Source organism: Parvimonas pharyngis (assembly GCF_046569675.1).
Classification (GTDB): Bacteria; Bacillota; Clostridia; order Tissierellales; family Peptoniphilaceae; genus Parvimonas.
Window position 1 is genome coordinate 241051 of the sequence record NZ_JBKICJ010000003.1, and the last position, 7030, is coordinate 248080.

The 7030-nt window shown below is 36.0% G+C and carries 4 protein-coding genes and 2 rRNA genes; 3 read left to right on the plus strand and 3 right to left on the minus strand.

What is annotated here, in order from left to right:
- Positions 1–367 precede the first annotated feature (367 nt).
- The 3 genes from ACLGL0_RS05250 to pcp are packed head-to-tail and all read left to right on the plus strand — an operon-like array spanning position 368 to position 2692.
- Entirely contained in the window at positions 368–1057 is a 690-nt protein-coding gene (locus ACLGL0_RS05250; protein WP_347714026.1) for a DUF969 domain-containing protein, read from the plus strand.
- A complete protein-coding gene (locus ACLGL0_RS05255) occupies positions 1038–2039 on the plus strand; it encodes a DUF979 domain-containing protein (protein WP_411013904.1) in 1002 nt (333 codons plus the stop codon). Before ACLGL0_RS05250 ends, ACLGL0_RS05255 begins: the two co-directional genes overlap by 20 nt.
- 11 nt (positions 2040–2050) lie before the next feature.
- Complete coding sequence (pcp, locus tag ACLGL0_RS05260; protein ID WP_411013905.1) at positions 2051–2692, plus strand: pyroglutamyl-peptidase I; 642 nt, start codon at positions 2051–2053, stop codon at positions 2690–2692.
- Positions 2693–2924: 232 nt separating this feature from the next.
- On the opposite strand, the gene ACLGL0_RS05265 is transcribed toward pcp, so the two are convergent.
- The 3 genes from ACLGL0_RS05265 to ACLGL0_RS05275 form a co-directional block, all read right to left on the minus strand.
- A complete protein-coding gene (locus ACLGL0_RS05265) occupies positions 2925–3812 on the minus strand; it encodes a GNAT family N-acetyltransferase (RefSeq protein WP_411013906.1) in 888 nt (295 codons plus the stop codon).
- A 105-nt stretch (positions 3813–3917) separates the two neighbouring features.
- Positions 3918–4033: ribosomal RNA gene (gene rrf, locus ACLGL0_RS05270) — 5S ribosomal RNA — on the minus strand.
- 64 nt (positions 4034–4097) lie between these two features.
- Positions 4098–6997: ribosomal RNA gene (locus ACLGL0_RS05275) — 23S ribosomal RNA — on the minus strand.
- Positions 6998–7030: the final 33 nt, after the last annotated feature.

Below are 7030 nucleotides of genomic sequence, written 5' to 3' on the forward strand. Positions count from 1 at the left end.
AATATATTACTATTATACATGAATGTAATAATATTGTCAAATTTTATGCTTATTTCAAAAAAATATATATTTAAATAATATTTTCTTATTAATAAAAAATGATTTGAATAATATAGTTAAAACTTGTTCAAAAGAGTCATTTTTTTCTAATATATTTTATTTTTTTAACAATCAATTTATAGAAATTTTTAATCAATTTTTATGGTAATATATTGCAAAATACAGCTAAAAAGCTATTTAAAAAGTACTTAATTTATGGTATACTATATGTGATTACTTATACATACTTAAGAATTTGTTATTTTTTGTACAAAGAAAGTTCTTTTTTGAAAATAGGTAATAAAAATAAATTTTATAGGAGGAAAATATGCAAAATTATTTAGTTTTAATCGGTATTGTAATTATTGTTGTTGGTTTTGTACTTAAACTTGATGTAATTTCTGTTGTATTAATTTCAGGTATCGCAACAGGTCTTGCCGGTGGAAAAGGAATTGTAGAAATTTTGGATATTATAGGTAAAGGATTTATCGAAAATAGATATATGAGTTTATTCTTTACAACACTTGTAGTTATAGGTATCATGGAAAGATACGGTCTTAAAGAAAAAGCAGCAGACGGAATTAAGAAAATCAAAGGTGCTAGCGCTGGTTTAGTTATCTGGTTATACTTATTCATTCGTTGGTTAGCGGCTATTTTCTCTTTACGTCTAGGTGGTCATGTACAATTTGTTAGACCTTTAATTTTACCTATGGCTGAGGGAGCTGCAACTAAGACAGTAGATCTTACAGAAACTAAACTTGAAGATTTAAAAGCGTTAGCTGGAGCTGTAGAAAACTATGGTAACTTCTTCGGACAAAATGTATTCCCTGTTGCATCAGGTGTATTACTTATCGCATCTACACTTAATGATAAGGGATATAATGTAACTGGAGCTCAAATTGCTTATTATTCATTATTTGCAGGTATTGCAATGATTTTATTATCAGTTGTACAATGCTTCTTATTTGAAATGAAACTTAGAAAGGTTGGTGAAAAAGATGCTAAATTGGATAAATAGTAATAAATTTTTTATTGACGAATTTATGTATATTCTTTGTGGATTAATTTCAATTTTAACAGCTTTTAGAGGTTTGAAAAATAAGGAAGCAAGAATTGGTACATTCTTATTTTGGTTTTTAGTTGGTATAATATTCGCTTGTGGTGGATTCTTAGTTAAATACTTACCAGAATCTGGTGGAGCTATCGTTGGAGCTTTACTTGTTATTTGTGGTATTTTAACTCTTACAAATCAAGTTAAAGTTGGAGAATTTAATCCACCTACTGATGAAGAAAGAAGAAAGAATGCTGACAAAGTTGGTTGGAAAATATTTATTCCTGCATTAGTAATGGCTGGACTTGGATTCTTTATGTCACAAGTTAGATCATTCAATATAGTTATTGGAACTGATGCAAAAGGTAAAAATATTATTTTTGGATTTACAACTGCTCAAGTTCTTGGAGTTTCTTCATTAATAGCTTTAATTCTTGTAGTTCTTATAACTAAAGCAAAACTTAAAGATACAAAAGAAGATACAACAAGACTTTTAATGCACGTTGGAGCTTCAAGCTTATTACCACAACTTTTAGGTGCTTTAGGTATCGTATTTGAAGCAGCTGGTATTGGTAATATAATTGGAGAACTTGCTGGTGGTGTTGTAGGTGGCGGCGGAAGAGTTGCCGGTGTTGTAGCTTACTGTTTAGGAATGGTAATCTTTACTATGATTATGGGTAATGCATTTGCTGCATTTACTGTAATAACAATTGGTATAGGTATTCCATTTGTAATCGCTCAAGGTGGTAACCCTGCTGTAGTTGGTGCCCTAGGTATGACTTGTGGATACTGTGGTACATTATTAACTCCAATGGCTGCAAACTTCAATATAGTTCCTGCTGCAATATTAGAAAACAAGGATAAATATGCTATAATCAAGAAGCAGGCCCCAATGGCTATTGCAATGATTTTAATTCATATTATTCTTATGTTAGTAATGGCATTTTAGGAGATGATTAAATGAAAATATTAGTTAGTGGATTTGATCCATTTGGTGGAGAAAAAGTTAATCCTGCAATTGAATCTGTAAAATTATTACCAGATGAAATTAAAGGAGCACAAATTATTAAATTAGAAATTCCAACTGTTGCTAGAAAGAGTCTAAAAAGACTTGAAGAAGTTATAGAAGCTGAAAAACCAGATGTTGTTATAAATGTTGGACAAGCTGGTGGAAGACCTGACATAACTGTTGAAAGAGTTGGGATTAATATGGATGACTTCAGAATAAAAGATAATGAAGGAAATCAGCCAATTGATGAAAAAATTGCTGAAGATGGCCCAGACGCTTATCTTGTTACTATTCCTATAAAAGCAATGGTTCAAAAAATGATTGACAACAAAATTCCTGCATCTGTTTCAAATACAGCTGGAACATTTGTTTGTAACCATGTTTGCTATGGAATGGCACATCTTGCAAGTACAAAATATCCGAATATGAGAACAGGATTTATTCATATTCCATTTTTACCAGAACAAGTTGTAGATAAAAGAAATATGCCATCAATGCCTTTAGAAATGATTGCAAAAGGATTAGAATATGCAATTGAAGCTATCATTGAAAACAAAGAAGATATCAAGGTAGAAGGCGGAGCAACTCATTAGTATATAACAAAAGGTTAGAGAATACTCTAACCTTTTTTCGTTTAAAATAGTATAATATTTTTTATATAAGTCCTTTACAGGACTTACTATTATTTGCAAACAAATAATAGTAGTGAGATCTCTCGACTTCGCTCGAGATGACGTGTTGAGAGAATTCCTATGCTAACTGCTATGACGTGAACTTGTTTTATTATACATATAATACCTTTTACAATTTTTTTATACATTAAACTCACACAACTTTTTTATCATAAGCAAGTCGCTCTAGTTCTCCTTGTAAAACTACTTCTCCAGCATATTTATAACCACAAGATACAATAAAATTATTCATCTTTATATTGTCCTTATGTGTATCAATTCTTAAATCCATTTTCTTTCTTTTTGCAAAATTTTCAACATAATACATCATCTTTTTTGCAAAACTTTGCTTTTTATATTCATTTGAAGTCGCTACCTTATGAATACTAATATAAGGAATTGAGGTATTCCATTTTCCTTTTATATTTTCATAATCTTCATCTATTCCTTCAACCAAACAAACTGTAGAAACAATTTTTCTATGATATTCTAAAACATATAAATCTATTCCCAAATGTTCATCAATATCTTTAAAACTTGGAATATAATTACCTTGCCATTGATCCACTCCATCCTCTTTTAAGGAATTTGACCCCTCAAGATATATTTCTAAAATACTTTCTCTATCTGACTCATTAGCCATTCTAAATGTTAAAATTTCATATTTTAAATTTAAAGAAATAAAAAATGAGAAAATAAATATACTAATAATCAAAAGTGTAAATATAATTCCTATAAAATATTTAATATTCAATCCCAACAATGAATCAAAAAATATATATACAAACAAGAAATCAAATTCAAAATTTAAAATATTCAACATTTTTAAAATATTTTTGTGAAATTTATTTGAAATTGTATAATTTACAGAATTAATATAATTAAATCCTATCTTAAAAGCAAATTCAATTAATAATAAAACAATAAGTAAAATATAATCTCCAGTTGTGGCTTTTAAAAAAAGTCCAAATATAAACATAATTACCAAAAGAATTAATTTAACATAATCAATTAAATGATTTTTTATAAGGTATGAATTCATTAAAAACCCTCTTTCTAAATATATAATACATTAATTATATATTAAATACTTTTCTTATACAATAATACACAACAAAAAAATCACTCTTTCGAGTGATTTTAATTTGTTTGGCTGTTTTCTATTCTCCCAGTACGAGATGTACTAGTACCTTCGACGTTTAGGAGCTTAACTTCTGTGTTCGAGATGGGAACAGGTGTATCCTCCTAGCCATCACAGCCATACTTATTTGTTTGTTTTTTTTAATATATTTCTGTTTGAAATCCTCCAATTAAAGAGTATATATTTCTGGTCAAGCTTTCGATTTATTAGTATCAGTTAGCTTTGATGTTGCCACCTTTACACCTCTGACCTATCTACGACATTTTCTGTATCGAATCTCTCTTGCATTGCTGCAACAGGAAATCTCATCTTGAGGGGGGCTTCGTGCTTAGATGCCTTCAGCACTTATCCCTTCCAGACTTAGCTATTCAGCATTACCATTGGCATGATAACTGATACACCAGCGGTCTGTCCATCCCGGTCCTCTCGTACTAAGGACAGCTCCTCTCAAATTTCCTACGCCCACGATGGATAGGGACCGAACTGTCTCACGACGTTCTGAACCCAGCTCGCGTGCCTCTTTAATGGGCGAACAGCCCAACCCTTGGGACCTACTCCAGCCCCAGGATGAGACGAGCCGACATCGAGGTGCCAAACCTCCCCGTCGATGTGAACTCTTGGGGGAGATAAGCCTGTTATCCCCGGGGTAGCTTTTATCCGTTGAGCGATGGCCCTTCCACTCGGTACCACCGGATCACTAAGTCCTAGTTTCCTATCTGCTCCACTTGTTGGTGTCGCAGTTAAGCTCCCTTTTGCCTTTGCACTCTTAGAATGATTTCCATCCATTCTGAGGGAACCTTTGAACGCCTCCGTTACTCTTTAGGAGGCGACCGCCCCAGTCAAACTGCCCAACTGACAGTGTCCTTATACTCGTTTCAGAGTATCAAGTTAGAAATTTAGTATCAAAAGAGTGGTATCCCAACGTCGACTCCACGAAAACTGGCGCTCTCGCTTCATAGTCTCCCACCTATCCTGTACATTTAATACCAAATTCCAATGCCAGCCTACAGTAAAGCTCCACGGGGTCTTTCCGTCCTATCGTGGGTAAGTCGCATCTTCACGACTACTACAATTTCACCGGATCCTTTGTTGAGACAGTGCCCAAATCATTACACCTTTCGTGCGGGTCGGAACTTACCCGACAAGGAATTTCGCTACCTTAGGACCGTTATAGTTACGGCCGCCGTTTACTGGGGCTTAAGTTCTATGCTTCGATTGCTCTAACATTTCCCCTTAACCTTCCAGCACCGGGCAGGTGTCAGCCCCTATACTTCATCTTTCGATTTAGCAGAGACTTGTGTTTTTGGTAAACAGTTGCTTGGGCCTATTCTCTGCGACCACTCTATGCTCCATACGAAAGTATCTCACATCTAATGGTACCCCTTCTCCCGAAGTTACGGGGTCATTTTGCCGAGTTCCTTAACAAAGGTTCTTCCGCGCGTCTTAGGATTCTCTCCTTGCCTACCTGTGTCGGTTTTGGTACGGGTATCTTCTCACTCAATAGTACCTTTTCTTGGCAGTTTGGAATCTGTTGCTTCACTACTTATTTTTCGCTCCCCATCGCATCTCGATATTAAAAATAGGGATTTGCCTCTATTCTCTACCTACTTGCTTAGACGTGCTCTACCATTCACACGCTCAACATATCCTCCTGCGTCAGTACATCTCTCAAACATTCAAAGATAGTACAGGAATCTCAACCTGTTGTCCATCGCTTACGCTTTTCAGCCTGGGCTTAGGTCCCGACTTACCCTGAGAGGACGAGCCTTCCTCAGGAATCCTTAGGCTTTCGACGGGAGGGATTCTCACCCTCCTTTTCGCTACTCATGCCAGCATTCTCTCTTCTGTAAAGTCCACTTCGTCTTCCAACTTAGCTTCGCCCCTTACACAATGCTCCTCTACCACTAATTAAATTAGTCCACAGCTTCGGTATTAGATTTTAGCCCCGTTCATTTTCGGCGCTCTACCACTTGACCAGTGAGCTATTACGCACTCTTTAAATGTATGGCTGCTTCTAAGCCAACATCCTGGTTGTCTAAGTAGTAAAACATCCTTTACCACTTAATCTATATTTAGGGACCTTAGCTGGTGGTCTGGGCTCTTTCCCTTTTGACTATGAAGCTTATCCCACATAGTCTGACTCCCAATCATCATTTATCAGGTATTCGCAGTTTGATAACTTTCGGTAATGTCTAACACCCCTACGGTATTCAGTGCTCTACCCCCTGTAAACTAAATTGAGGCTAGCCCTAAAGCTATTTCGAGGAGAACCAGCTATCTCCAAGTTCGATTGGCTTTTCACCCCTATCCACAAGTCATCCGATAGCTTTTAAACGCTACCCGGTTCGGTCCTCCATGAAATTTTACTTTCACTTCAACCTGCTCATGGATAGATCACCTGGTTTCGGGTCTATGGCATACGACTTATCCGCCCTATTCAGACTCGGTTTCCCTACGGCTCCGTAACTTCATTACTTAACCTTGCCGCACACCATAACTCGCTGGCCCGTTCTACAAAAAGTACGATATCATCTCTCTTAAGACTCTATCTGCTTGTAGGCATAAGGTTTCAGGTTCTATTTCACTCCCCTCCCGGGGTTCTTTTCACCTTTCCCTCACGGTACTATTCTCTATCGGTCACTGAGTAGTATTTAGCCTTAGGGGGTGGTCCCCCTATATTCACACAGGATTTCTCGTGTCCCATGCTACTCTTTCTAAGCCAGAATCAGTTAGATTTCGTTTACAAGACTTTCACTTTCTTCGGTTGGTCTTCCCATACCATTCTACTATCCTTCTTCTTCATTGACTTAATTTGGGCTCTTTCCATTTCGCTCGCCGCTACTTTGAAAATCGAATTTTTTCTTTCTTTTCGTCTGGCTACTTAGATGTTTCAGTTCACCAACTATTCCCTCTTGTTGCTATGTATTCACAACAAGATACTTGAGGTTTGCTCAAGTGGGTTTCCCCATTCGGACATTCACGGATCACAGGATATTTGCTCCTCCCCGAGACTTTTCGCAGCTTATCACGTCCTTCTTCGGCTCTCAGTGCCAAGGCATTCACCTTATGCCCTTGGTCGCTTGACCAGAAATATATTTCTCTTTAATTGTCAGGTTTCT

Bases quoted from the DNA above. Each gene is read 5' to 3' on its own strand.
- ACLGL0_RS05250 (WP_347714026.1), top strand. From the start codon at position 368: ATGCAAAATTATTTAGTTTTAATCGGTATTGTAATTATTGTTGTTGGT.
- ACLGL0_RS05255 (WP_411013904.1), top strand. From the start codon at position 1,038: ATGCTAAATTGGATAAATAGTAATAAATTTTTTATTGACGAATTTATG.
- pcp (WP_411013905.1), top strand. From the start codon at position 2,051: ATGAAAATATTAGTTAGTGGATTTGATCCATTTGGTGGAGAAAAAGTT.
- ACLGL0_RS05265 (WP_411013906.1), bottom strand. From the start codon at position 3,812: ATGAATTCATACCTTATAAAAAATCATTTAATTGATTATGTTAAATTA.